General features: G+C 37.3%; 1 protein-coding gene. It reads left to right on the top strand.

Annotated features, from left to right (window positions below):
* On the top strand, nt 1-753 hold a 753-nt coding region (locus A3735_RS18755; RefSeq protein WP_156499752.1), incomplete at its 5' end, for a glycosyltransferase.
* Nucleotides 754-794 lie beyond the last annotated feature (41 nt).

Below are 794 nucleotides of genomic sequence, written 5' to 3'. Positions count from 1 at the left end.
AACTCCTCTGTTTTGACCGATTGGCTCTTTGTGTCCAAATTATTTCGTATTAGGAATATTGTTCATGTGAGAGAGGCGATTTCTAAGGGCTATTTTGGGATTCGTAATAACCTTATCAGATTATTGCTTAGCAAATTTGCTGATCATGTGATATTTCTTAGTAAGCATAACAGAGAATGTTTAGGGGCAAATATAGCCTCAAAAACTTCAATAATAAGTAACTACGTTAAAGGAGGAGGGTGCGTAATTGACCCAAAAGAGCGGCAGTATGATGCAATATATGTCGGCGGTGAGAAATCCATAAAAGGAATTGACTTAATAAAAGAGCTACTAGAATCAGATAATCAGTACCGTTTATGTCTGTTGGGGTACTACAGTGATGAGTTTGTGGATAAATATAACTCAGAAGCTATCAACGTTCTTGGGGCCGTTGAAGACTCGATGCCGTATATTGCTGATAGTAGATGCCTACTATTTCCTGCTACAACGCCACATTTTCCTAGACCAGTCATAGAAGCATTGTCATGTGGGTGTGTTCCAGTTATGTCCGATATTGATGGGTACGAGGAAATTATAACTCCCGGCGAAACTGGTGTGGTTTTTAGGAATAACGATTTTAATCATTTAGTTGAATCTCTCGACACTGCTTTGTCAATGTGCGCAACTGATGTAATTCAATCTTGTATTGATAGATATCGAAATAAGTTTAGCGATGCAAATGAAGACAAGATTATTAGAATCATCTTATCTTAATATGCTATTGAAACTCTGTGTGAGAGAAACTATAGATGACT

It is taken from the genome of Oleiphilus sp. HI0061 (assembly GCF_001635675.1).
This window is presented reverse-complemented; position numbering and strand designations above follow the sequence as displayed.